Here is a 24,548-nt window from a genome sequence, read left to right as displayed (position 1 = left end):
CGTCGACCAGGGGACGCGGATCCCCCGGAGAGGCCCCGCCATGTCGCGTTCCCGCGCCGCCCTGCGCGCGTTCACCCCCCTCGCGCTCCTCATATCCCTGACCGGCTGCGCCGGTTCACCCGGGGCCGGCCCGGACAGTGCCACCGGCGACCCCGCCGCCGCGCCCGGTTTCCCGTACACCGTCACCAACTGCGGTGTGAGCAGCACCTACCAGGCTCCGCCGCGGCGCGCCGTCACCATGAACCAGCACTCCACCGAACTGCTGCTCGCCCTCGGCCTGGGGGACCGCATCACCGGCACCGCCTACCTCGACGACGCCGTACTGCCCGCCTACCGGCCCGCCTACGACAAGATCAAGGTGCTGGCCGAGGAATACCCCTCCAAGGAGGTCCTCCTCGGAGCCGACCCCGACTTCGTCTACGGCGGCTACGCCAGCGCCTTCGACAAGGCACAGGGCCGCGACCGCGAGGGACTCGCCCGCACCGGCATCAACTCCCGCCTCAACGTGGAGTACTGCACCGAAGGGGCCGTCGGCCTCGACCAGCTCCGGACCGAGATCACCGAGGTCGCCCGGACCTTCGGCGTGCCCGACCGCGGAACGGAGCTCATCGCGGACGAGCAGCGCCGCATCGACGCCGTGACCGCACGGGTCAAGGACCGCCCCCGGCCGACCGTCTTCGCCTACGACTCCGGCGAGGCATCCGCCTCCACCTCCGGCGGCAACGGCATAGGCAACGAGATCATCTCCCTGTCCGGCGGCACGAACGTCTTCGCCGACCTCAAAGACACCTTCGGCGACGTCGCCTGGGAGAAGGTCATCGAGCGCAAGCCCGAGGTCGTCCTCATCTACGACTACGGCGGCACCACCGTCGAGGCCAAGAAGCAGCGACTCCTGAACGACCCGGCCCTCGCCGAGGTGCCCGCCGTCAAGAACCGGCGGTTCGTCGTGCTGCCGCTCTCCTCCGTCGTCCTCGGCGTCCGGGTGGCGGACGCCGTGGAGGCGCTGGGCGGCCAGCTCCACCCGAACGCCGCGTGAGGCAGCGCACCGGGGCGGTCCTCGCGGTACTCACCGCCGCGCTCGCCGCGTCGGCCCTCGCCGGCCTGGCGCTGGGCCCCGTACGGATCGCCCCCGACCGGGTGCTCGACATCGTCCTCGGCGGTCTCGCCGGGGACCGGCCCACCGGAGCCTTCGCCTCCATCGTGTGGGACGTGCGCATGCCGCGGATCCTGCTCGGCGCCGTCGTAGGAGCGGGGCTCGCCGTGGCGGGCACCGTGCTCCAGGCCCTCGTACGCAACCAGCTCGCGGACCCCTTCCTGCTCGGGGCCTCCTCCGGCGCCTCCGCCGGAGCCGTCCTCGTGATCGTCTTCGGCTCGGCCGCCGCCGGATTCGGCATGGGCGTACCGCTGGCCGCGTTCGCCGGCTCCATGGCAGCGCTCGTCGCCGTCTACGCCATGGCACGGCGCGGCGGCACCATGACCACCGGCCGGCTGATCCTGGCCGGCGTGGCCGTCCAGTACATCCTGTCCGCCCTCACCAGCCTCGTCCTCGTCCTCGCCGCGCACCCCGACCAGATCCGCTCCGTGCTCTTCTGGACCCTCGGCGGACTCGGCGGGGCGCGCTGGGAGGAACTGGCCCTGCCCGCCGCAGCGCTGATCGTCGGAGGGGCACTGCTCCTCACCCTCGCCCGGCCGCTCGACCTGCTCCTCGCCGGGGAGGAGGGCGCGCACACCCTGGGCCTGGACACCGGACGCTTCCGCGCCGCGGTGTTCGTCCTGACCTCACTGGTCATCGGCGTGCTCGTCGCCTGCAGCGGGGCGATCGGCTTCGTCGGGCTGATGGTCCCGCACGCCGCCAGGATGGCCGTGGGCGCCGGCCACCGGGCACTGCTGCCGGTCGCCGCGCTCGGCGGTGCGGTGTTCCTGGTCCTGGCCGACCTGGTCGCCCGTACCGCCGCCGCCCCCGAGGAGATACCGGTGGGCGTGGTCACCGCCCTCGTCGGCGGGCCCTGCTTCCTCTGGATGCTGCGCCGCTCCACCCGCACCGAAGGAGTGACCGGATGACCGCGACGACCGAACCGTCCGGGTCGACCGGGCCGATCGCGCCGCCCGCGACGGCCGGCGCCTCCCGGCCGGTGGGACTCGCCGTCGAAGGCCTGAGCCACGAGACCGACGGACACACCCTCCTCCACGGGATCGACCTCACCGCCCGGCCCGGCGAGACGGTGGGGGTGGTCGGCCCCAACGGCAGCGGCAAGACCACCCTGCTGCGCTGCGTCTACGGCACCCTGCGGGCGACCGCCGGCCGGGTGCTGCTGGACGGCGCGGACGCGGACGCGCTCACCGTCAAGGAACGGGCGCGGCGCGTTGCGGTGGTGCCGCAGGACGCCACCGGCACCTTCGGGCTGACCGTCCGAGAGGTCGTCGCCATGGGGCGCAGCCCGCACAAGCGCTTCTGGCAGCAGGACGGTCCGGACGACGTACGGCGCGTCACGGGAGCCCTGGAGACCGTGGGCGCCGGCCCCTTCGCGGACCGCCGCTTCGACGAACTGTCCGGCGGCGAACGGCAACGCGTCCTGGTGGCCCGCGCCCTCGTCCAGGACCCGGGGCTGCTCGCCCTCGACGAGCCGACCAACCATCTGGACATCCGCTACCAGCTGGAGGTCCTCGGCCTGGTCCGGGCACTGCCCGCGACCAGCCTGCTCGTCCTGCACGACCTCAACCTCGCCGCCGCCTTCTGCGACCGGCTGTACGTCCTGTCGGGCGGCCGCGTCGTCGCCTCGGGGCCGCCGCGTGCGGTGCTCACCGAAGAACTGCTGGCCGAGGTCTACGGAGTGCGCGCCCGGGTCGGGATCCACCCCGACACGGGCGCGCCCAACGTCGTCTACCTGCCCGCCGTCACGGGTTCCTGATACCCGTAGGGGCGCGTGATGATCTCCATCCCGTGCCCCGCCGGGTCCGTGAAGTACACGCCGCGACCCCCGTCGTTGTGGTTGATCTCGCCGGGGATCCTGCCGTGCGGGTCGGCGAAGTACGGGACCCCCGCGGCGCGGATCCGCTCGAACGCGACGTCGAACTCTTCTTCGGAGAGGAGGAAGGCGTAGTGCTGAGGGGTGATGGACGAGGCCGGGATGGTGGCGAAGTCCAGGGTGACGCCGTTGGCGGTCTCGACGGGGACGAACGGCCCCCACTCGGGCCCGACCTCCAGGCCGAGGACGTGCGCCAGGAATGCGGCGGACTCCCGGTTGTCACGGGCGTGGACGATCGTGTGGTTCAGCTGTACGGACATGGGTGAATGCCTCCGGAAGGCACATCACGGCACCTCCATGCCTCACCCGGTCGGTGACCGGCACGCGATGCCGTGACGCCACCCTAGCGGGTGTCCTGCCGATCAGGAGTGCTGGAAGTCCCGTACACCGCCTTGACGTTGTCCTGCGCCGGGTGCGTGCGGCCGGCCGGGCCCGCCGCGAACACCCGCAGCAGGTTCTCCGTCACCCGGGTGGTCAGCGCCCCGGACCGCGCGTCCAGGCCGTGGTTGCGTCCGCTGCGGCCGTCGCCCGTCGCGTCCAGGGCCTCCACCCACCGCATGGTGCCGGTGGCGAACACGCCCGCCCCGCTCGGCACCGTGTAGTACGCGGTGTCCTGGTGGCTGGGGCGGCCCTCGCACACCACGGGGGAGTGGGCCAGGATCTCGATCGGCCTGGGCGTGGTGAAACCGGTGTTGACCTTGTCGTACTCCACGCCCACGAGGTGTTCGAAGCGGTCGCCCGCCTTCGCGCCGGTGCCCTCGAACAGCCAGTGGCCGGGGTGGGTCACCACGTACGGGGCGTCCACCGGGTAGCCGTCGTAGATCACGCCGAGCAGGGAGCTTCTCCGGGTCGGCGCCGGGCGCCGAACGGAAGTCCACGGTCGCGGGATGGCCCCGCTTGAAGCCCGGGTCCTGGGCGTAGGAGGACTTGTAGCAGACCAGGGTCCGGTCCGGCCCCAGTTCGGAGGCCTCCAGCCGGATGCGGCGGAAGCAGCAGTTGGCGCCCAGGATCGCGATGTTGGTGCCGGCGTCGCGGGCGGCCGTGAAGTGGGCGCGCTGCTCCGGCGACCAGTACTCGTCGTGCCCGAGCGAGAGCACCGCCGCGGCGCCCTCCAGCAGCCGCTTCTCCCGCGCGACGTCCGTGGTGGTCGCGTAGGCGAGGGGTATGCCGAGCCGTTCGGCGAGGGCGATCAGCGGGGCCTCGTACACCAGGAACAGGCCCGCGCCGTCGTCGTAGTCGTACGGCCGGTCGAAGGAGACGGACAGGGAGCGCGAGGCGTAGCCGCCGTTGGGGCCGTCGTAACTGCCGTAGCCGCCCCAGCGGTTGTAGGCCTGCCAGGTGGCGACCGCGTTGACGACGACGGTGCGCCCGGCCGTGGCCGCCGACCGGACGGTGACCGGCACGAAACGCTGGCCGCCCTCGCCGCCCTGCGCGTCGAGGCGCAGCAGGTAGCTGCCCTCCGGCCAGTCCTTCGTCTCCACCGTGGTGGTGCGGGCCCACCGGGTGCGGACCATCCGGGTGTCGGCGTCGACGGTGTGGTCCGGCTGCCGTACGCCCGGCAGGGCCTGCGAGCGCCACACCAGCCGGGCGCGGGCGCCGCCGTACCAGCCCATGCGGTAGGCGGAGACGGTGAACCGGGGCGCGGTCGTCGACACGTACAGTCCGAAGGACTCGCCCGGGAGCACGCTGACCCTGTCGGCGAAGCCCTCGACGGCACGGGCCGGTCCGGCCTTCGTCACCGGCCAGTCGGCATGGCCCGGACGGGCGTTCTCGGCCCGCACGTCGAAACCGTGGCCCGCGGCCGCCGACGGCTTGCCGTCCGGCGCCGGCGTCCCGTTCCGGCCGTCGGCGCCGCGGTCGCCCGCCGCGCCGGCGTCCCCCTCCGTGCAGCCGGCCACCGCCCCGAGTCCCGCGGCCGTCGCGGCGCCCGTGGCGATCGCGAGGAACCGCCGCCTGCCCGCGCCGCCGTCGCCGGCCGGCCCGGCTATGTGCTCCTGATCCATGAGGGCACGCTATGTCACCCTTCGCGGCCCGCCCCCACCGCCCCGCCCCCCTGCTGACCTGGGGCGCGGCCGGTGGGCCGGGGGCGGCGGGGCGGCGGGGGCGGGTGTCCCGCCGGCGCGGGACTACCCGAGGGGCAGCACCAGGTGGGCGGCGGAGTCGTCGGTGGAGGTGATGGTGGTGGTGCTGCCTTCGGCGCCGGCGTCGGTGTCGGCGTCGGAGTAGAGCTGGTCCCGGCTGTTCACGACCAGCATGAGCCGGTGCTCGGGGGCGATGTCGTAGCCGGCGGCCTGGAGCTGCCAGGTGGTGACGCGGTTCTCAGTGGAGGACAGGTCCCGCAGGGTGACGGGTTCGTGCGTGATGATGCGGGCCGTGTCGTCGGGGCCGACGTCGAAGAGGTAGGCCACCAGGGTCGTGGCGTCGGCGGAGCTGCGGACGGTCAGGGTGAGCTCGGGGACGCCCCGGACGCGTCGGGCCGCCTGGAGCGGGCCGCTGGTCCACACCGCGAGGTGCCGGCGGTCGAAGGCGTCGGTGGCGTACTGCTTGGGGTTGCCCTTCCACTCGGCCTGGCCGGTCGTGATGATGGCGTCCACCGCGGTGGCCGCGGTGAGCTCGCCGGCGGCGAATTCGAGCTTCCACCCCGTCTCCGGCGTCGTGCCCAGTCCGCCGTCCTGCCGGCCCGCTCCGGTGGCGGTGAGGTACCAGCGCTCGGTGGAGGTGGTGACGTCCGCCCAGGACGGCCGGGGCTCGCGGACCGCCGGTTCGGTGATGACGTTCTGACCGGTCTCCGGGTCGGCGGTGGTCCTGTACGTGAACATGATCTGGCTGTTGACCGCGGGCCAGTCGGCGACGCCGTTGTCGGCTCCGAGCACGTGGTGGTCGAGCCAGGCGAACGCCTCCTCGACGGGCAGGTTCGGTCCGCTGGAGGGGATGGTGAGGCCGGCGCCCTCGGGCGCGGCGTGGTCGCCGATCCAGAGGTTGAGGTGCTTGGGCACGGTCAGCCGCTCGAAGTGGGCGATGGCCTGATTGGCCGGGAAGAGCGTCTCGTGCCAGGTGTTGGAGAGGAAGGTGGGGATGCCGCGGACGTTGGTCTCCTCGACGTAGGAGGACGGTGAGCGCACCTTGCCCCACGCCACCACGTCGTCGAGGTTCCGGCCGGCCCGGAAGTCGTCCAGGATCTGCCGCGTCGCCGCGTCGAACTTCCGCTCCTCGGGGCCGCCCGTGAAGTCGATCAGGGACTGTACGGCCTTCAGGTGCCGCGTGTCGTTCTGGTAGAGGCTGTCGGCCAGGTCGCCCCAGGTGCTCAGGGCGACGACGGCGTCCACCCGGTCCGCCGGGTCGTTCGCGGCGACCAGCTGGCTGATGCCCGACCCGTAGGACTCGCCGAGGAACGCGACCTTGCTCGGGTTGAAGTGGCGCTGGGCGTAGTCGATGACGGCGGAGCCGTCGGTCAGGTCGGAGGGGCCGGCCACGTCGATCGTTCCCCCGGAGGTCCAGGGCGCGTCGGCGTGGCCGCCGCCCGGCAGCGGGAAGGTGAGTCCGATGCCGCGCGGGGTGTAGGCCAGCACGTGGTAGCCGCGCAGCGCCAGCTGGAGGTACGCGTACTCGAAGAGGATCCAGCCGAAGGGCGTCCAGCCCGCCGGCACGATCACCACGGGGCGGGGCTCGGACGTGTTGAGCTTGATCGTGTGCGCGGAGAGCCCGGTGCCGTCGCCGGCGGTGATGCGGGGGAAGCCGAAGGTCGCCCTCTGCCGGACCTGTTCGGTGAGCTGCTGGAGTTCGGGGGTGAGCAGCGGACTCTCGGCCGTGCCGTTCAGTGTGGCGACCAGGGCCTCTGCGACGTTGACGGCGGCCGGGTCGACGGCCGTCGGCGTGCTGTAGATGCCGTGCCCGGCGATCCGGCCCAACTGTGCGGCGGTGACGGGGGTGATCGGGTTGTCGTCGTGCGAGTGGCTCACGAAGCCGTCCTCTCGAAATCACCGACCGGGCGTCGCCGATCGGTGGCGTGGGGGGACCCGTTGTAGCCCGGCCGGACCGTTCCATGGCGCATATCAGGACATCCATGCTCTTGACGGCATCCGGCGGTTTTCACCCGTCCAGACCGTTTGAACGCACCCTGCCGTCACGTGCCACGGAGATCGGTCAGGGTCCGCCGCCCGGCGATCGGACGCGGTCCGCGACGGGTCGGGAATGATCGACCTGATCCGGCCCCAGCCGTGCCGCAGAACGGGGGAGGGGGCCTTTCGCGGCGCAGTCGGGCGTTCTAGGCTGCCCCTTTGTCGTTTCCGAACACCAACCGGTCACGGTGGAGTGCGAGATGGCGTACTGCGGCGGTGTAGATGAACGATTCCGCACAGGTGGGCCCGGGGAATGACGGACGCCCTCTGCCCGCTCGGTCCGCTGACGGTCCGCGCGGGGGTACGCCGCTCAGGGGTACGTGCGTTCCACGGTGGAGAACACCCGCACCAGCGCGGGTGCCGCAGGAGCCGACGCGAAGCCGAAGCGCACGGGCGGGTCGACGGCAGCCAGCCCTCCGAGGTCGGTCCCGCCGAGCGCGGCCCGGGCGGTGGTGACCGGCCACAGGCCTGCCGCCGCGTACCACTGGCGGCATCCGGGCCGCGAGCTGCCCCGGGTACGTACGCCGACCATCAGGCGGGAGGGCAGGTCGGTCACGGCCGCCCAGACCGGCCGACGGGCGAGGGGCCGGGGGACGGCCCGCAGGGCCAGGCCGAGGGCGCCCTGACGGCCGACCAGGAACCGCAGTTCCAGAGGGCCCGCCGTGACGTGCCAGGCGTCCTCGTGGACCCGTACCGACACCGGATCCGTCCGGACCTCGTCGAAGTGGTAGACACCGGCGATGTACTCGGCCGTCCGGGTGGTGGGGGCGATCAGCGTGCGCCGGCCGTCGGCCCGCTCCAGCATCACGTCACTGAAGGCCCCGAAGGGCGAGCGGGGCCAGTGGCCCACCACCACGCGCGTGCCGGAGCCCGTGCCGACGGCGGCGATCCAGCCGTCGAAGGTCAGCCGTTCGCGTTCCACGCCCCGCGCGTACCCCGCGCCGCGCCCGCGCATGCCCGGTGCCCGTCAGCGGGGCGGTTCGCACCGCCGGGGAAGGGTCACGGTCCCGGGCCGGTGCTCGAAGGTGTCCATGACCAGCCATTCGTCCAGGGCGGGGTCGTAGAGGTTCTGGACACCGAACTGCAACACCTGCCAGAAGGTGCCCCGGTCCTTCTCGTCGACGTAGATGTCACCCAGAGCGAGCGGCACCCGCGGGTGGTTCCCGGGCGGCAGGTCCGGGAAGACCACGCCCACCCTCCAGTGGTTCACCTGCCGCTGCGGAGTGCGCCGCAGCGTCTCGCGCCCGACGAACCGGGCGCTCTCGAAGCCCTGGTTCAGCGTCTCCAGGCTGAAGCCCGGGATGCGCGAGCAGGGGTGCTCGGTCAGACCGGGCCACTTGTAGGTCAGCGTGTAGAGCGTGCCGCGGTGGATCAGGTTGGTGAACCAGATCGGGTGCTGCGGCCCGCCCGCGGTCATCTGGCTGTCGCCGTCCCTCCCCTCCCAGGTGAACGGCACCGTGATGTCCAGGTCCCGGACGATGTACGAGCCCTTGCCGCGGAAGTCACGGGGGAGGCGGGGCGGAGGAGGCGCCGGGGAGACGTCCTGGCGCCCGGCCGGAGTGCGGGAGAGGGCCGCGGTCATGTCGCGGGCCACGGCCGAGGTGAGGGGTCCGCTCACGGTCAGGGGCCCGCTTCCGGTCAGGGCTCCGCTTCCGGTCAGGGGTCCGCCGGTCAGCGGCCCACTACTGGTCAGGAGCCCGCTCACGGTCAGGGGCCGGGCGGCGGCCGGGGACGGAGCTGCGAGGACGAGGGCGGCCACCGCGGCGAGAGCCGCCGGTACGGCCCTCCTGGATACGCCTTTCCCACCCATGGTCTCCCCGGCTGTCGCGTCGGGCGCCGTCACGGCGCAGCGGACAAATGCGGTAATGCTGGGACACCGTCCCCGCAATCACCCGATCCGAAACCGACCCGTCGTCACTCGGGGTGCGCCACCGCGGCCTTCTGCAGTTCCACCGCCGCCAGCAGGCTCAGCCTCGGCTCCACCCGGCGCAGCGCCTTCACGGCGGCGACCGAGTCGACGTCCCCCGTGAAACCGGCCTCGGCCAGCCGCGAGCGGACCCAGTCGGCGCGCAGTCGGCCGTCGTCGGCGCCGACGGTCGCCTCGGCGATCGCGACCGCGCGCTCCAGCCCCGCGCGCTCCTCGGGGGAGGCCGCCTCCAGGGCCCGGCGCAAGGAGGCCGCCACGGTGTCCGCGTCACGGATGGGCAGGACGAAGGTGTGCTTGGTGTCCGTTCCCAGGAATTTCCACATGCCGATCATCGTGGCTGTCGAGTTCCGCGCACGGCAAGGAACGTGAGGAGCAGCACAGGTCCGGGGCCGGCCCGGCCCCCGCCGTCAGAGCTCGGCCGCCCCTTCCGGCGCGGCGTCCTCGGCCTCCCAGCGCAGCAGGTCGCCCGGCTGGCATTCCAGTACCTCGCAGAGCGCGGCGAGCGTCGCGAAGCGCACCGCCTTGGCGCGGCCGTTCTTGAGCACGGCCAGATTCGCCGGGGTGATCCCCACCCGTTCCGCCAGCTCACCCACGGACATCTTCCGCCTGGCCAGCATCACGTCGATGTCGACGGCGATGGGCATCAGATCACCTCGTCCAGCTCGGCCCGCATCCGCGCCGCTTCGCCGTCTCGCGCGACGGCCTGGGTGAGCAGCATCCGCAGCACCAGCACGACGAGTGCGACGCCCAGGATGGCCAGGCCGATCCCGGCCATGATCACGGTGACACCCGGGTCCTCCCGCTGGCCCGGGGCATTGACGGCCGTGACCGCGAACCACAGCAGGGCGGCCGCCACGATCGCCCGGATCACGCCGTTCACGTACCGGAACGCGGCGTGGGAGAACACGGTGCCGCGCCGCACCATCGTCACCAGCCGCCATACGCAGACCAGGGCGACCTGGGCCGTGACCATGCCCAGGATCGTGATCACCCGCATGGGTGTGAGGGGAAGCGACCCGTCCTCCGGATCGTTCCCCAACGCCCAGACCATCGCTGCCTGTACGAACACGGTGCCGGTGAGCACCACCGCGAGCACGGCGCGCAGTGCGTGCACGGTCCATTTCCCCATGACCCATCCCTCCATCGACTTGCGATGGAAATCTATCGAATCTCGATAGGCTGAGCAAGGGCTCGGAACGCCGGGACGACAGGACGGTCGCACAGGGCCCGCCAGGGCGACCGTGCCGCGTGGGCGTCGCTGTGATCCGCTTAGCATGTTCTTGTCATGGTCAAAGTGAGGGTGCTCGGCCCGTTCCGGGTGGAAGTCGACGGCCGCGCGGTCGGCACGGGCGGTCGCCTCGCCCGGATGGTCCTGGTCCAACTCCTGCTCGCCCGCGGGGCCGTCGTGCCCACCGAGCGGATCGTCGAGCGGCTGTGGCCCACGGGTACCCCGGCGAGCGCGCAGGCGTCGCTCCACGCCTACATCGCACGCCTGCGCCGTGTCCTCGAACCGGGGCGTGCCCCGCGCACGCCCGCCCGCCTGCTGGTCAGCGCTCCCTACGGCTACGCCCTCCATCTGGAGCAGGACGCCGTGGACGCCTGGCTCTTCGAACGCCGGGTGGCGGCCTTCCCGACGTCGCAGTCCTCCCCCGGCACGGCCGCCGAGGATCTGGCAGCGGCGCTCGATACCTGGGGCGGGCAGCCGTACGCGGAGTTCTCCGACGAGCCGTGGACTGCGGGGGAGCGGGCCCGGCTGGAGGAGGTGCGCCGCACCGCCCGCGAACGGCTCGCCGCGGCGCGGCTGGCCGCCGGTCAGGCCGCGCAGGCCCTCGCCGACGCCGGGGCGCTCACCGGGGAGCAGCCGTTGCACGAAGAGGGCTGGCGGCTTCTGGCCCTGGCGCTGTGGGCCCGCGACCGACAGGGGGACGCGCTGGCCGCGCTGCGGCGGGCCCGGCACGTCCTCGACGAGGAACTCGGCGTGGAACCCGGTCCTGCCCTGCTGGAGTTGGAGCACGCGCTGCTGCACCAGCGCCTGGACGTACTCCGCGCGGCGACCGGTGTCCCGGCCCCGGCACCGGCCCCGGTCATGACAGCGGTCACGACAGCGGTCGGCACCCCGCTCACGACAGCGGTCACCGCAGCGGTCGGCACCCCGGTCACGACAGCGGTCACGGCAGCGGTCGGCACCCCGGTCACGGCGACGGTGTTCACGGCCGACCGGCTCCTGGGCCGTGACGAGGAGCTGGCCGCCCTCGCCGGCGCCGCCGACCGCGCGCTGGGGGGCCGGGCGCAGGTGGTCGTGGTCAGCGGCGAGGCCGGCATCGGCAAGTCGAGCCTGCTGGAGACCGCCGTCGGCCAACTCCCCGCCCAGGGCTGGCTGGTCGGGTCGGGGCACTGCCCCGAGACCGACGGCGCCCCACCCGGCCGCGCCTGGTTCGACATGCTGCCGGGACTCGCGGAGGCCGCCCCGCCCGGCCCGCACGCCGCGGAACTCGCGCCCCTCCTGGCGCCCGGCACCGGGGGCGACTCCGGGCTGCCGGACGGCAGCCCGGCCGGACGCTTCCGTCTGCACAGGGCACTGATCGGCTGGCTGCGCGACGCGGCCCTGCGCGGGCCGCTCGCGATCGTCCTGGACGACCTGCACCGGGGCGACCGCGAGAGCCTGGAGCTGTTCCTGCTCTGCGCCGAGCAACTGCGTGACGTATCGCTGCTGCTGGTGGGTTCGTACCGCACGGGTGAGGGCGATCTGACCGGTGCCCTGGCACGGCTCGCCGCCTGCTCACCGGTACGGCTGACCCTGGGCGGGCTGTCGGCGGCCCAGGCCAAGGAGCTGCTGCGGCGCGGCGCGGCCGGCATGAGCGACCATGCCGCCGTGGCCCTTGCCGAACGGGCCGGAGGCAACCCGTTCTACCTGCGGGAGAGTTCGCTCCTGCTGGCGGGCGAGGGCGAGCAGCAGGCACTCGCACGCGTCCCGCAAGGCGTCCGGGACGTGCTGCGCCGACGCCTGGCCCTGCTCGCCCCGGGTGCCGCGGCCGGCCTGCGCCTGGCAGCCGTCGCCGGACGCGAGACGTCCGTGGCCCTCCTCGCCCACGCCGCGGACGGTGACGCCGAACAGCTCCTCGACGCCCTGGACGCCGGAGTCACCGCCGGGCTGCTCACCGAACCGCGCCCGGGCACGGTCCGCTTCACCCACGCCCTGGTGCGCGACGCGCTGGAAGGCGACCTCACGCGGCTGCGGCTGGCCCGGATGCACTCCCGCCTGGGCCGGAGCCTGATCGCCCTCGGCTCCGACGACGTCGCCGCCACGGCCCACCACCTGCTGAAGGCGGCCTCGGTGGTGACCGCCGATGCCGCTCCCGCGGTCCACCACGCCCGGCTCGCGTGCGAGCAGGCGGTGCGCCGCTACGCCCCGCAGAACGCCGAAGCCCTCCTCAACGCGGCCCTCGGTCTCCTCACCGACCGGCCGGGCGCGTTCGCCGGGCAGGACCACGCCCTGCTGCGGGTGACGCTGCTGGGTCAGCTGGTGGACTGCCGGATCCGGATGGGGGCCGTGGTGCCCGCCCGTGAGGCGCAGGAACAAGCCGTACGGGTGGCCCGGGCACAGGGCCGGGCCGACCTGCTGACCGCCGCCTACACCACCTGGACCGAACCGACGCCCTGGCGCGTCCGACCGTACGCGGAGTCCGACCCGGAGGCCGTCGAGGAACTCGGGCGGCTGCTGGAGGACCCCGGCCTGTCCGACCGGCAGCGGTGCCTGCTGCTCGACCAGTTGTCGGACGCGCTCGACGACACCGATCCGCGTGCCGTGGCCGTGGGACGCCGGGCCGTGGAAGTCGCCCGGAGCGCGGGCGATCCCCGGCTGCTGGGCCTGGCCGTCACCTCCCTGCTGCGCAAGGTCGACTGCGAACTCGACCCCGACGTCTACCGGGAGCTCCACCGGGTACTCGCCGACGTGGCCGCCGCCCACGACAGCCCCGAGTACGCGTGGATGAGTTCCTACATCGCCGCCCGGACAGCGGCCGGCCGCAACGACCCGGAGGAGATGGAGCGTTGCCTGGTACGCGCGGACGAGATCGCCCGTACGTACGAACTCCAGGGTGCGTTCGCGGTGGCCAGGCTCCGACGCCCCATGCTCGCCATGGCCCGGGGCCGTTTCGACGAGGCCGAACAGGACCTGGGTACGGCCGTGGCCGAGCTGCGGGAACGCGGAGCGGTGGACCTCAGCGGGCTGGCCGCTCTGAGCCTCGGGTGCATCCGCCTGCAGCAGGGCCGCCTCGCCGAGATGCTGCCGGTCCTGCTCATGGTGTGGGAGCGCTACCAGCCGTACAACGAAGCCCTCGCGGCGCTCGCGCTGCTGGCCGCCGGGCGCGCCGACGAGGCCAGGGCAGTCTTCGCCCAGCGCGTGGCGCACCGCCGCGACTTCGCGTACCCCATCCTGGCCGGGCTGCGGGGCGTGGCCGCCGTGACCTTCGGGGACCGGGAGGCCGCCGCCGAAGTGTACGAGGACCTGCTGCCCCTGCGCGGACTGGCGGGCGGGGCGAGCAGCCTCAGCGTGGTCTACCGGCCCGTCGCGCAGACCCTGGGCGAACTCGCCCGCTTCCTGGACCGCCCGGAACAGGCCCGGCAGCACTTCCAGGAGGCCGGGCGGGTGGCGGCCGCCTGGGACTCGCCCCACTGGGCGGCCGCGGCGACCGCCGCCCTGGCCGAACTCCCTGCTGCACCCGCCCCCGTGACCACCCCCTAGATGAGTGAGTCCGATGTTCGTGCTGGTCGCGACCATGGCAAAGGGCGCCCGTTGGTCAGTGTGTGAAGACAAACCTGGACGCCCTTCTGGCGGCACTGTACGTGTTCATCGACGACCATGTGGCGCCTTGTCGCCGGATCGGGCGACCCCCGAAACTCACGGACGCCGAACTGCTGTGCCTGGCCGTCGCCCAGGTTCTGCTTGGCTTCCCCTCGGCCCGGCACTGGATCCGCTTCGCCCATGCCCGCCTGGGGCACCTGTTCCGCTATCTGCCCCAGCAGTCCGCCTACAACAAGCGCCTCAACGCCGCCGGTCCGCTGATCAGCCAGGTGATCGAGGCGCTGGCCCGGCAGGTGCCGACCTGGCACGACGATCTGCGGCTGATCGACTCCACCCCGCTGCCCTGCGCGGCCTCCCGCGAGACCGTCAAACGCTCCGAAGTGGCCGGGCACTGCGGCTACGGCTTCTGCCGCAGCCACTCGTGCTTCTTCTGGGGATTCCGGCTCTACCTGGTCACCACCGCCGAGGGCATGCCCGTCACCTGGTGCCTGGCCAACCCGAGGACCGGCGAGCGGGAGGTGATGGCCGCGCTGCTCGAACGCGACCACCGCCTGGTCCGCCGAGGGCAGGTGATCCTCGCCGACAAAGGCTTCGCGGGGAAGGAATTCGAGACCTTCGTCAGCGAGCGCCTCGGCGCCCATCTCGTGCGCCCGGACCGGGAGGACGAACCGGTCCGGCACGGCAAGATCGCCCGGGTCCGGCAGTGGATCGAGGCTGTCATCGACACCCTCAAAGGCCAGCTCAGCCTCGAACAACACGGCGCCAGGACCCCGGCCGGAGTCTTCGCCCGCACCGGACAACGACTCCTCGCCCTCGCCGTCGGCATCTGGCACAACTGGACCACCGGCGCCGCAGTCAAACGCTCACTGATCGCCTACGACCACTAAGAACATCGGACTCACTCATCTAGGGGGTGTCGGACAGCTCGGCCATGAAGGCAGCGGCCAGGTCGAGGTACTCCTCGGGTGAGTCCGTCGCCAACTGGAGGTCCACGAGCACCTCGTCGGCGCCGGTGCCGGTGGCGCACATCGCCCTGAGGTGGTCGCAGAGCTGGCGCACGGTCCCGCGGTGGTGCACCTCCGCGGGGTCGGCCCCGGCCGCCGTGACCTCCGGGTTCACCCGGAACACCCTGCGCAGTGCCGCGGGGTCGCGGCCGGCGCGCTCTGCGGCCTCCGCGGCGACCGCCCACAGTCCCTGCACGTAGGGCAGCGGCATCGAGGCCCCCAGCCAGCCGTCCGCGCGCCGGCCGACGCGCTCCAGCGCGGGCGGGGTGAACCCGCCGAGCAGGACCGGGGGTCGCGGGCCCTGGACGGGCTTGGGCAGGACGGTCGACCCGGGGATCGTCCACAGGGGACCGGTGTGGACCACGGGGTCGCCCTGCCAGACGGCGTCGAGGACGTCGAGGGTCTCCTCCAGCCGTGCCCCACGCCCCTGCCAGGGCACCCCGGCGGCCTCGTACTCCTCCCGCATCCAGCCCAGCCCGATGCCGACGTCGAGCCTGCCGTGGCTGATCAGGTCGAGGGTGGTCAAGGCCCGGGCGAGCACGACGGGTGGCTGCCAGAGGGCGTTGAGCGTACTGCTGCCGAGCCGGACCCGTTCGGTGGCGGAGGCCGCCACGGCCAGCGCGAGCACCGGGTCGAGATGGGTGCCGTAGCGGACGGGCATCGGCTTCCCGCCGGGGTAGCCCTCGGCGGGGGTCAGCGGTGCCAGCAGCCGGTCGGCCACCCACAGGCTGTCGCAGCCCAGGGCCTCCAGGGCCGTGCACATCGCGGCGGAGCGGTCGGGATCGGCGAACGGGCCGAACTGGGGGACGGAGAAACCGATGCGCATCGGCGGTACTTCCTCGGTGGGTACGGGTGCGTACGGGTGCGTACGGGTGGGGCAGGACGGGGGCGGGGAGGGGGAGTGCGGCACGTCAGACGGCGGTGCGCCGACCGCGGACCCGCTCGGTCTCACGGCGGTACTGCCGCTGCCCGAGCAGCTTCCACATCACCCGGGCCGGTACGGGCAGCCGTGCCATGAACTCCCGGCGCTCCTCGGGCGAGGTGTCCTCCAGGATGGCGCCGAGGGCGATCATCAGCCGGTTGCGGGGGGTCTCCGCCAGGCCCCGCTCACCCACCGCGTGCCACTGCTCCTCGTTCACATGGAGTGCGACCAGCGGCATGACATGCCGCTCCTCCTCGTCGAGATGGGCGCACAGCTGCCGGTGGTGCCGGCGCAGCGCCTCGGCGAGCTCGTCGCGGTCCTCACGGTAGGCCCGTGCCTGCCAGCGGTCCATGTGCCGCTGCACCTCGGCGATCCCCTCGTCGAGTTCGCGGTGCTGCGTCTCCATCGCCAGGACCTGCTCGGCATCGAGATCCAGGTGGGGCAGCAGGACCGGCCAGAGCATCTCGTCCTCACCGGTGTGGTGGGCGTGCAGGCCGATGGCGTACAGCCGCCAGTGCTCGGCGAGAATCCCGGCGCGGGCGGTGTCGCCGGGAGGCGCGTCCTGGACGAGTTCGGTCAGCAGGCGCGATTCTCGGCGGAACACCTGGTGGATCATCGCCATCTCGCGGGTGTAGGGGTGGACGGGGGAGTCGGACGTGTTGCGCGAAGTCATGACCCCAGTCTTCGGGCCCCCCTTGCAGGCCCCTTGCAGACGACTTGCCGCCGGTACGGCACGGGGCGCCCCGTGCGCCGACACGCCTGAGGCAGGTGTCGGTGAACGGGGCGCCCCGGTGGTGGCGCCGGCCGTCAGTTGTTGGAACCGACGGTGTTGTCGTGACCGGCGGCGAAGATGTCGTCCCCGGCGACCTGGGACCAGTCGCCGAAGACGAACGTGAACGAGGGCTGGGGCTGGTAGTTCACGGTCACGTCGGCGCTCGCGACACCGGCGGTGCCGAAGACGACGGCGCCGGCGGCCAGGGCGGTCAGAAGGAAACGCATGCTGCACCTCTCTGCGGAAGGGCAATGGCACGCCCAAGTTAAAGAATCCGGCGCGTCCGACCGGTCCTGACCTGCCGGTGCGGGCCGAGTCTCATCCGATCGGCGGCCTTGGCCCGGTGACGCCCGGGTGGCCTTCCTCGGCGACGCGCTCGCTGTGACGTCCGGTCTGCGCGTGCCGACCCGGGCGGGCCGGGCGCGGCCGGTCCGGTCGGCAGCGGGCTGATGGTCCGCCCCGGCCTCTTCTCGCCGCTCGCCCAGGCCGAGAGCGCGCTGGTCGCGCTCCTCATGGTCAACGGCGCCCGGGCCGGCGTGCTCACCCGGCGGCTGTCCCCCCCCCGGCGCCCCGAGCCGCAGGATCTTCGTACGGGGCGGTACCACCGGCCTCGTCCCGCCGGTGTGCTGGTGGGACTCGGTGGGCGTGGGGTCATCGACACCAGCACCCGAGCCGCACGGTACGTACGGCCCGGTGCGGCGCGCACCCTTCGCGGATCAGCGCCCCGGTTGCACCTGCTGCAGGCGGGACACCGCCTGCTCCTGGCCGTTCGTGCCCTCACGGATGGTCTGCGCCCGGTCCATGACCGCCCAGCCCGCCCTGCCGTCCGCGTGCACCTCGTCGCGCGCGTCGCGGACGCCGTAGTGCCGGTAGAGCTGCGACTCCTCCGCCACGGTCAGGACGCTCCCGCAGTCCAGGGCCGCGCACGGCGCCCGCTCGATCATCGCCACCGGGTACGGGACGACCAGACGGCCGTTCTGCAGATCCGCCTCGCGCAACGGGACGAACACCCCGCCCAGGCCGGACGCCCGGTCGATGATCCGCACCCACTCGGGCCTGCCGGTGGTGTCGTCCACCAGGAGGTACTCCACCAGACCCAGGCGCTGCCCCTGGTCCGTGAACGCCGTGCAGCCTTCCATGGCCGCCACTTGCTCCTGCGTGATCACTGATGCTCCTTAACCCTGCCGCGCGCTCTGTCGTCCCTCGGCTACCCACCCGCGCCGAACCGAAGCGCCGCGGTGGGCGCGCGCCTCGGAGGAGGCGGACACGCGACCGGGCCCCGACCCGGGGGAGAGGTCGGGGCCCGGTCGACGCGGCGGTTCCGCGTCGCGCGCCCACCGCGGACGGCGCCCACCGCGGACGGCCGTCCCCGCGGTCCGTGGTCAGGGGCGGAACACGTCCTTGACGTCTTCCTTGGCGTGGCGGGCCTTGCCCCTGGCCTGCTCGGCCTCGCCCTCGGCGGTCATCCGCTCGTTGCCCACGGCGCGGCCCAGGGCCTCCTTGGCCTTGCCCTTCGCCTGCTCGGCGTGCGCCTTGCTCTTCTCCGTGCCCGACATCGGGGACCTCCTCGTGGTCGTACCGGCTTGGTCGTGACCGCTCTCCTGCTCCCGATCCCCGCCCGCAAACGTCACCGCCTCGGCTGCGTCCGGCAGGCGCCCGGGCGAGGACGGCCTCTGGATGACGTGATCAGCGAGAACTGCTGAGCCTGCCGTCGGACCAGCAGCAGGGCTCCCGGCCCCGACCCCGACCCCGGCCCCGGCGTCCGCGTCAGGCGGGGTGCGGCGGGCGGCGCGGGGCGGCGGGCCGGGCGCAGCCGACACAGGTGGTGGCCGCCGGCCGGATCTCCAGGCGTTCGGGCGCGATGACGCCGCCGCAGGCTTCGCACCGCCCGTACTCTCCTCGTTCGAGCCGTTGCAGCGCCTGGTCCAGTTCCTCCAGGTGCTCGCGCGCCTGCGCCATCAGGGAGGCCACGTGCGCCCGCTCGAAGGCGGTGGTCCCGCCTTCGGGGTCGTGCTCGTCGTCGACCGCGACCAGGGCGTTGGCCGCGACGATCCCGTCGAAGTCGCGGGCCAACGCAGCCGCCCGCGCCACGGTGTCCGCGCGGTCGGCCGCGAGCCGGGCGCGCACCGTCGAGGAGTCGGCCGGTTCGGGCCCGCCCTGGTCGTGCCGGGACACCTCACTCATGCTCCGACAACGCCGACCCGCGGCCCCCGATTCCCCGGCCCCCTCCGTACCGGCCGTGCCTGCGGTACCGCCGCCCGCAGGTCCGAGCGCGGTGCCCGGGGACCCCGGCAGCACGCGTACGGCGGAACTCGCCGCGAGGGCCCGGGGCAGCGCCGCACCGGGTGCCGAACGCCGGAAAGGGGCGAACGGCCGTCGGGGCTCCCGCACCCAGGGGGATCAGCGCACCGAACGCGATGACGATGCCGACCGTCGTGGGCCACGTCCGCCACCGGCCGAGGGGGCCGGTACAGACCGAGCCCAGCACTGCGCCGATGCCGGAGGCCGTCGCAGGGCCGAAGAGGAGGAGGAACGCGAAGCTCAGGGCGAGGAGTCCGGCCAGCGCGGGGACGTGCCGGATCACCGTGAACGTCCACGGCCAGTACCGCCGCCGGGGCGCCGAACGCGACGAGCAGGGTCGCCGGCGGAGGTCCCACCACCGTGGCGATCGACCCCACGCCCGACAGCACCGCGTTCCGGCCCCGGGCAGGGGTCCGGTCCTGGGTCGATGGGGAACGCCGAGGGGGGCCACAGCCGTGTGGCTGTGGCCCCCCTCGGGGTTGCCGCGGCGGGAAGCCGGGGTGTCGGTCAGGCGTGGCGGTGGTGGTGCTTGTTGCCGGTGACCAGGCGGTAGACGGCGAGGAGGATGACGGAGCCGACGATGGCCGCGATCCAGGTGGAGAGGTCGAAGAAGCCGTCGATGGAGTCGACGCCGAATATGACCTTGCCGAGCCAGCCGCCGAGCAGGCCGCCCGCGATGCCGATCAGCATCGTGATGATGATGCCACCGGGGTCCTTCCCCGGCATGAGTGCCTTGGCGATGAAGCCCGCGAGCAGTCCGATGAGGATCCAGGCAATGATGCCCATGCGCTTCTCCAACCTCGTGAAATGATCCGGTGTTGACGCTCGTCTTCACCGATACGCGGTTTCCAAACGTCCGGCGGCCGGAGTGAATCAGAGCGGACCGGTCCGGGCTGGCAGGATGCGGTGGGGGACTGGCTCCCCCGATCGTGCAACCGTCGAGTCGGAGGAACGAAAACGCATGCGTTATCTGCCGCTGGGAAGTTCAGGTCTGCTGGTCTCCGCCGTCGGCCTCGGCTGCAACAACTTCGGCAGCAGGCTTGACGCCCAGGCCACTCGGGCCGTCGTCGACGCCGCCCTGGAGGCGGGCGTCACCCTGCTCGACACCGCCGACATCTACGGCGGCGGGGGCGGTTCCGAGCGGCACCTCGGGCAGGCCCTGAAGGGCCGGCGCGACCAGGTCGTCCTCGCCACCAAGTTCGGCTACGACGGCGTCGACATGAAGTACGGTCCCGCCGCCGGGTCCCGCGGCAGCCGCGCCTACGTCCGGCGCGCCGTCGAGGAGTCCCTGCGCCGCCTCGAAACCGACCACATCGACCTGCTCCAGCTGCACAGCCCCGACCCGGCCACGCCCGTCGCCGAGACGCTGGCCGCGCTCACCGAGCTCGTCGCCGAGGGCAAGGTGCGCTACGTCGGCCACTCCAACTTCACCGGGTGGCAGCTCGCCGAAGCCGCCCACGTCGCCCGCGAGACGGGCTCCGTCCCCTTCGTGTCGGCGCAGAACGAATGGTCACTGCTGGAGCGGTCGGCCGAGCGCGAACTGGTGCCGGCCGCCCGGCACTACGGCGTCGGCGTGCTCCCGTACTTCCCGCTCGCCAACGGCCTGCTGACCGGCAAGATCCGTCGCGGCGTGCCCGTCCCGGCCGGCTCCCGCCTGGAGGACCGGGCGTCCTACCTCACCGAGGAGCGCCTCGACGTGGTCGAGGCGCTGGCCGCGATCGCGGAGAAGCACGACCGGACCGTCCTCGAACTCGCCATCGGCTGGCTCTCCGCCCGGCCCGGCTGCGCCTCCGTCATCGCGGGCGCCACCTCCGCCGAGCAGATCCGCGCCAACGCCGCCGCCGGCGAACACCCGCTGGACGCGGACCTGCTCGCCGAGATCGATGCGATCGCACCGGGCGTCCCCGCCTGACGGACATCACCGCCCGGGGACGCGTGTGCCCCACACCCCGCGGGGGTGTGGGGCACACGCAACACCCGCCCGGTCAGGACACGATGTCCTTGCGGGCGAAGCCGCGGAAGGCCAGGGCGAACAGCACCAGCGCGTACGACACCGACACCACCGCCCCCTTCACCATCCCGCCCCACTCCAGTTGCGGCTGCAGGGCGTCCGCCCACGCGAACTGCCAGTGCGCCGGCAGGAACTCCCGCCAGGAGCCGAGCGCCGTCACCGCGTCCAGGACGTTGCCGACGATCGTCAGCCCGACCGCGCCGCCCACCGCGCCCAGCGGCGCGTCCGTCCGCGTGGACAGCCAGAACGCCAGCCCCGCCGTCACCAGCTGCGAGACGAAGACGAAGGCCACCGCCAGCGCGAGCCGCGGCACCGTGTCCCCGGCCGCGAGCGCGCCTCCCGCGGGCAGCTTGAGCGGCCCCCACCCGTACGCGGCCGTGCCCGCCGCCAGCGCCACCACCGGCAGCAGCACGATCGCCGCCAGGCTGAAGCCCAGCGCCACCACCAGCTTGCTCCACAGCAGCCGCGCCCTCGGCACCGGCGACGCCAGCAGGTAGCGCAGCGAGGACCAGCTCGCCTCCGAGGCCACGGTGTCCCCGCAGAACAGCGCCACCGGCACCACCAGCAGGAAACCGGCCGACACGAACAGACAGGTCGCGGCGAAGTTCGCGCCCGAGGCCGTGGCCGTGTCGATCAGGGTGATCCGGCCGTTCCCGCCGCCCCTGCTGTCCGGCCCGCCCCCCACCGCGAACGCGATGATCATGATGAAGGGCAGTGCGGCCAGCACCCCGCCCATCACCAGCGTCCGGCGCCGGCGCCACTGCCGCAGCGCCTCCACGCGCAGCGGCAGGGTACGGCCCGCCCGGTAGCCCGGTGCCGTTTCCGCAGCCGCCTCCCGCGCCGTCGTCGCCGTACTCATGCCGGACCTCCGATCAGGGTGAGGAACGCGTCCTCGAGTCTGCGGTGCGGCCCCACTGCGGTCACCGGCACCTCCAGCCGCACGAGTTCGGCGATCAGCCAGGCGGCCGTCGCGCCTTCGAGGCGTACGAGCAGCCCGTCGTCCGCGGCCACCACGGACCCCACCCCTTCCAGCGCCGCCACCTTGCCGACGGCCACCTCGTCCGCCGGCCCGGCCAGCGTCACCAGCAGGGTGTCCCCGCCACCGGTGATCTCGGCGACCTCGCCCGCCGCCACCCGCTGCCCGCGGTCCATGACCACCAGGTGCGTGCAGGACTGCTCGACCTCCGACAGCAGGTGGCTGGAAACGATGACGGTCCGCCCCCCGGCCGCGTAGCGGATCATCACGTCCCGCATCTCGCGGATCTGCGGCGGGTCCAGACCGTTCGTCGGCTCGTCCAGGATCAGCAGGTCCGGCATCCCCAGCATCGCCTGCGCGATCGCGAGCCGCTGGCGCATGCCCTGCGAGTACGTCCGCACCGCGCGCTCCAGCGCGTCGCCGAGCCCCGCGATCTCCAGGGCCTCCGCCATGTGGGAGTCCTCGGCCGGGCGACCGGTGGCCTGCCAGTACAGCTCCAGGTTGGCGCGGCCCGTCAGGTGCGGCAGGAAACCCGCGCCCTCCACGAACGCCCCGACCCGCGACAGGACCGGTGCCCCGGCCCGCACCGCGTGCCCGAACACCCGGATCTCCCCGGCGTCCGGCGAGATCAGCCCCATCAGCATGCGCAGCGTGGTGGTCTTGCCCGCGCCGTTGGGCCCGAGCAGCCCCAGCACCTGGCCCTTCTCCACCCGGAAGGACAGGTCCCGCACCGCGTACCGGTCCTGCGCCTTCGCGTACCGCTTCGTCAGGCCCGTGATCTCCAGCGGTACGTCGGCCAGCGCGGGGTCCGGCCGCGGTACGCCGGCCCGCGCGCCGCCCGCGCCGCGCCCGCGCAGACCCAGCAGGGCCGCCGCGAGCGCCGCCGCGCCCAGCGGCAGGCCCCAGGTCCAGGCGGGCAGGCCCGCCGTGGCGGTCCGTACCCGCGGGGCGACGGGCACGGCCAGGGGGCCCTGCACCGCGACCGTGTAGGCGGCCGGCGCGGCGGGGCTCGCGTACCCCAGGTCGGTGGCGGCGACCACGAGACGCAACCGGTGTCCTGCATCGAAGGAGTGGTCGATCGCGGGCAGTCGCAGCCGTACGGTCGCACCCTGCTGCGCGTTCTCCACCCGCAGCGGGGCGACCAGCTGGGAGGGCAGCACCTGCTGCCGCCCGTCCGGCCCCACGTCGTACACCTTGCCGAACAGGACGGCCGAACCGTCCGCAGCCGTCGACCTCACCTTCAGGGTTACGGTCGGGGCCCCGGTGATCTGCAGGTCGCCGGTCAGCGGTGCCGACTCGAAGCGGGCGTTCTGCCCGGGGAAGTCCAGCGACAGCCCGGCACCGAAGGAGGCCAGCTGCCCGCCGACACCGGGCAGGGAGGACAGCGCGGGGGGCGCGCCGCCCGCCGGGTTGACGAAGGTCTGCTCGCGTCCGGTCAGGACGAACTCCTTCGGTCCGGCAGCCAGCCCGGGGTAGCGTTCGCCGCGCGCGCCGCGCAGTATCACCTCGCCGTCGGTGGAGTCGATCCCGCCGGAGCGCGAGACCCGGAACGTCGGTCCGGCGTCCGCGCCCTCGTCGCCCTTGAGGTGGCGGTCGAACCAGGCCGCCACGCGGGCCTCCACCCGGTCCGCCTCGCGCATGCCGCCGTCGTGGCCGCCGGCCGCCCAGTCCACCGACACGGGCGCGCCGTTGGCCGCGATGGCGGTGGCCATGGCGTCGGCCTGGTCCAGGGGGAAGAGGGAGTCGTCCTGGCCCTGCACGATGAGGGCCGGCACCTTGATCCGGTCGGCGACCGCCGACGGACTGCGCTGCTCCAGCAGGGTGCGGGCCTCGGCGTCGGGCTTCCCGGCCACGGCGACGCGTTCGTACATCGCACACAGCTCGGGGGTGAACTTCCCGCAGCCCGGACCGGCCGTGGCGGCGTCCTGCGCCCCGGTGGCGGGCCCGGTCCCGGTCGCCGCCCCGGTCGCAGCCCCCGTCCCGGTCTCCGGCCGCCCGCTGCCGGCGTCCTGCGGTGTGGCCCGAGGGGCGGTGCCGGCCTGCTGCATCCCGTCGGCCGAGCCGGTGGTGAAGAAGATCCCCGACCAGAGCTTCTTGAAGACGCCGCCCGGGAAGAGGGAGTCCGCGAGGTTCCAGTAGGTGATCTCCGGGGCGATCGCGTCCACGCGCCGGTCGTGACCGGCCGCCAGCAGCGAGACCGCCCCGCCGTAGGAGGCCCCGGACACGCCCACGCGCGGGTCGCCGTCCGCGTCGAGGCGTACCTCGGGCCGGGCCGCGAGCCAGTCGATGAGCCGGGAGACGTCCTTGACCTCGTGCTCGGGGTCGTTCAGCCCGATCCGGCCGCCGGAGCGGCCGAAGCCGCGCGCCGACCAGGTCATCACGGCGTAGCCCTCGCGGGCCAGCCGTTCCGCCTGGGCGCGGACGTCGTCCTTGCTGCCCCCGAAGCCGTGCCCGAGGAGCACGGCGGGGCGTTTCGCCCCACCGTCCGCCCCGTCGCCCGCGACGAAGTAGGAGGTGTCGATGTCGGCACCGGGCATGTTCAGGACCTGGTCCCGGCGGTGCACGGCGGGCGCGTCGCCGGACGCGGACGAGGCCGTCCACGTACCGGCTCCCGCCACGACGGCCAGCGCGGCGGCGCCCGCGAGCAGGCGGTCTCGGCGGCGCCGGGGCATACGGAGCTTCATACG

22 protein-coding genes and 1 pseudogene are annotated in these 24,548 nt (G+C 73.4%); 6 read left to right on the top strand and 17 right to left on the bottom strand.

The features are described from left to right. Positions 1-40: 40 nt before the first annotated feature. The 3 genes from AC2RP6_RS04625 to AC2RP6_RS04615 are packed head-to-tail and all read left to right on the top strand — an operon-like array spanning position 41 to position 2,909. Positions 41-1,036 carry an ABC transporter substrate-binding protein gene (locus AC2RP6_RS04625; protein ID WP_486444963.1) on the top strand — a complete coding sequence of 332 codons (996 nt, stop codon included), beginning with the start codon at positions 41-43 and terminating at the stop codon, positions 1,034-1,036. Next, entirely contained in the window at positions 1,033-2,061 is a 1,029-nt protein-coding gene (locus AC2RP6_RS04620) for a FecCD family ABC transporter permease (RefSeq protein ID WP_486444962.1), read from the top strand. Before AC2RP6_RS04625 ends, AC2RP6_RS04620 begins: the two co-directional genes overlap by 4 nt. Continuing rightward, on the top strand, positions 2,058-2,909 hold the full coding sequence (locus AC2RP6_RS04615) for an ABC transporter ATP-binding protein (protein WP_486444961.1): 852 nt from the start codon (positions 2,058-2,060) through the stop codon (positions 2,907-2,909). The genes AC2RP6_RS04620 and AC2RP6_RS04615 overlap by 4 nt, the downstream gene beginning before the upstream one ends. Here the strand turns inward: AC2RP6_RS04615 and AC2RP6_RS04610 are convergent. The 8 genes and pseudogenes from AC2RP6_RS04610 to AC2RP6_RS04575 form a co-directional block, all read right to left on the bottom strand. Beyond that, positions 2,882-3,286 (bottom strand): VOC family protein, encoded by a 405-nt coding sequence (locus tag AC2RP6_RS04610; RefSeq protein WP_486444960.1) that lies wholly within the window; start codon positions 3,284-3,286, stop codon positions 2,882-2,884. The genes AC2RP6_RS04615 and AC2RP6_RS04610 overlap by 28 nt on opposite strands. 83 nt (positions 3,287-3,369) lie before the next feature. After that, positions 3,370-4,639: pseudogene (locus AC2RP6_RS04605) on the bottom strand (N,N-dimethylformamidase beta subunit family domain-containing protein). Positions 4,640-5,152: 513 nt separating this feature from the next. Next, complete coding sequence (locus tag AC2RP6_RS04600; protein WP_486444959.1) at positions 5,153-6,985, bottom strand: CocE/NonD family hydrolase; 1,833 nt, start codon at positions 6,983-6,985, stop codon at positions 5,153-5,155. Between the two features lie 469 nt (positions 6,986-7,454). After that, a complete protein-coding gene (locus AC2RP6_RS04595; RefSeq protein WP_486444958.1) occupies positions 7,455-8,066 on the bottom strand; it encodes a hypothetical protein in 612 nt (203 codons plus the stop codon). Positions 8,067-8,111: 45 nt separating this feature from the next. After that, a complete protein-coding gene (locus AC2RP6_RS04590; RefSeq protein ID WP_486444957.1) occupies positions 8,112-8,954 on the bottom strand; it encodes a hypothetical protein in 843 nt (280 codons plus the stop codon). A 104-nt stretch (positions 8,955-9,058) separates the two neighbouring features. Beyond that, a complete protein-coding gene (locus AC2RP6_RS04585; RefSeq protein WP_486444956.1) occupies positions 9,059-9,394 on the bottom strand; it encodes a hypothetical protein in 336 nt (111 codons plus the stop codon). Between the two features lie 84 nt (positions 9,395-9,478). Next, positions 9,479-9,715, bottom strand: coding sequence for a helix-turn-helix domain-containing protein (locus AC2RP6_RS04580; RefSeq protein ID WP_486444955.1), 237 nt, complete (start codon positions 9,713-9,715; stop codon positions 9,479-9,481). Continuing rightward, positions 9,715-10,200: a DUF2975 domain-containing protein gene (locus tag AC2RP6_RS04575; protein ID WP_486444954.1), complete on the bottom strand. Its 486-nt coding sequence runs from the start codon at positions 10,198-10,200 to the stop codon at positions 9,715-9,717. The genes AC2RP6_RS04580 and AC2RP6_RS04575 overlap by 1 nt, the downstream gene beginning before the upstream one ends. Positions 10,201-10,356: 156 nt before the next feature. On the opposite strand from AC2RP6_RS04575, the gene AC2RP6_RS04570 reads away from it, so the two are divergent. Both AC2RP6_RS04570 and AC2RP6_RS04565 read left to right on the top strand, forming a co-directional pair. Continuing rightward, positions 10,357-13,815, top strand: coding sequence for an ATP-binding protein (locus AC2RP6_RS04570; RefSeq protein WP_486444953.1), 3,459 nt, complete (start codon positions 10,357-10,359; stop codon positions 13,813-13,815). Positions 13,816-13,877: 62 nt separating this feature from the next. Then, a complete protein-coding gene (locus AC2RP6_RS04565; RefSeq protein ID WP_486444952.1) occupies positions 13,878-14,762 on the top strand; it encodes an IS982 family transposase in 885 nt (294 codons plus the stop codon). Between the two features lie 19 nt (positions 14,763-14,781). On the opposite strand, the gene AC2RP6_RS04560 is transcribed toward AC2RP6_RS04565, so the two are convergent. The 7 genes from AC2RP6_RS04560 to AC2RP6_RS04530 all read right to left on the bottom strand — a co-directional run bounded on the left by AC2RP6_RS04560 (position 14,782) and on the right by AC2RP6_RS04530 (position 19,660). Continuing rightward, a complete protein-coding gene (locus AC2RP6_RS04560; protein ID WP_486444951.1) occupies positions 14,782-15,789 on the bottom strand; it encodes a TIGR03619 family F420-dependent LLM class oxidoreductase in 1,008 nt (335 codons plus the stop codon). A 1-nt stretch (position 15,790) separates the two neighbouring features. After that, positions 15,791-16,474, bottom strand: a complete 684-nt coding sequence (locus AC2RP6_RS04555) for a hemerythrin domain-containing protein (protein WP_486444950.1) — start codon at positions 16,472-16,474, stop codon at positions 15,791-15,793. A gap of 134 nt (positions 16,475-16,608) precedes the next feature. Then, complete coding sequence (locus tag AC2RP6_RS04550) at positions 16,609-16,800, bottom strand: hypothetical protein (RefSeq protein ID WP_486444949.1); 192 nt, start codon at positions 16,798-16,800, stop codon at positions 16,609-16,611. A 489-nt stretch (positions 16,801-17,289) separates the two neighbouring features. Next, positions 17,290-17,739 (bottom strand): PRC-barrel domain-containing protein, encoded by a 450-nt coding sequence (locus tag AC2RP6_RS04545; RefSeq protein WP_486444948.1) that lies wholly within the window; start codon positions 17,737-17,739, stop codon positions 17,290-17,292. A gap of 216 nt (positions 17,740-17,955) precedes the next feature. Continuing rightward, positions 17,956-18,129: a CsbD family protein gene (locus tag AC2RP6_RS04540; RefSeq protein ID WP_486444947.1), complete on the bottom strand. Its 174-nt coding sequence runs from the start codon at positions 18,127-18,129 to the stop codon at positions 17,956-17,958. Positions 18,130-18,340: 211 nt separating this feature from the next. Further along, complete coding sequence (locus AC2RP6_RS04535) at positions 18,341-18,757, bottom strand: TraR/DksA family transcriptional regulator (protein WP_486444946.1); 417 nt, start codon at positions 18,755-18,757, stop codon at positions 18,341-18,343. 624 nt (positions 18,758-19,381) lie between these two features. Next, positions 19,382-19,660, bottom strand: a complete 279-nt coding sequence (locus AC2RP6_RS04530) for a GlsB/YeaQ/YmgE family stress response membrane protein (RefSeq protein ID WP_329274429.1) — start codon at positions 19,658-19,660, stop codon at positions 19,382-19,384. Positions 19,661-19,835: 175 nt separating this feature from the next. Here AC2RP6_RS04530 and AC2RP6_RS04525 point away from each other — a divergent pair, with 175 nt between their 5' ends. Beyond that, complete coding sequence (locus AC2RP6_RS04525; RefSeq protein WP_486444945.1) at positions 19,836-20,786, top strand: aldo/keto reductase; 951 nt, start codon at positions 19,836-19,838, stop codon at positions 20,784-20,786. A 73-nt stretch (positions 20,787-20,859) separates the two neighbouring features. On the opposite strand, the gene AC2RP6_RS04520 is transcribed toward AC2RP6_RS04525, so the two are convergent. Both AC2RP6_RS04520 and AC2RP6_RS04515 read right to left on the bottom strand, forming a co-directional pair. Then, positions 20,860-21,744 (bottom strand): ABC transporter permease, encoded by an 885-nt coding sequence (locus AC2RP6_RS04520; protein ID WP_486444944.1) that lies wholly within the window; start codon positions 21,742-21,744, stop codon positions 20,860-20,862. Continuing rightward, positions 21,741-24,545, bottom strand: coding sequence for an alpha/beta fold hydrolase (locus tag AC2RP6_RS04515; RefSeq protein WP_486444943.1), 2,805 nt, complete (start codon positions 24,543-24,545; stop codon positions 21,741-21,743). The genes AC2RP6_RS04520 and AC2RP6_RS04515 overlap by 4 nt, the downstream gene beginning before the upstream one ends. Between the last annotated feature and the right edge of the window lie 3 nt (positions 24,546-24,548).

This window comes from Streptomyces sp. WAC03905 (assembly GCF_057371075.1).
This window is presented reverse-complemented; position numbering and strand designations above follow the sequence as displayed.